Source organism: Leyella stercorea DSM 18206, assembly GCF_000235885.1.
GTDB lineage: Bacteria > Bacteroidota > Bacteroidia > Bacteroidales > Bacteroidaceae > Prevotella > Prevotella stercorea.
The window spans coordinates 1-248 of sequence record NZ_JH379448.1; positions in this window are offsets into that span (position 1 = coordinate 1).

A 248-nucleotide genomic window follows, 5' to 3' on the forward strand; every position below is an offset into this window, starting at 1 on the left:
AAAGTAGTCAACTAAAAGCGTTAAACTACAAATAATACTAATTCCCGCACTGCCGGAATAAAACTCCGGTAGCACCGGACCAACACTCCGACAGCACCGGAACAAGACTCCGGCAGCACCGGAACAACACTTCGGTGCCACCGGAACAACAAAAAGCAGCACCGGAACAACACTCCAGTTGTGCGGGAGTTTCGCAGTTTGTTGCCTATGCTTTAAGAAAGTTTTACTTCGGTTTTGCCTATGTTTTA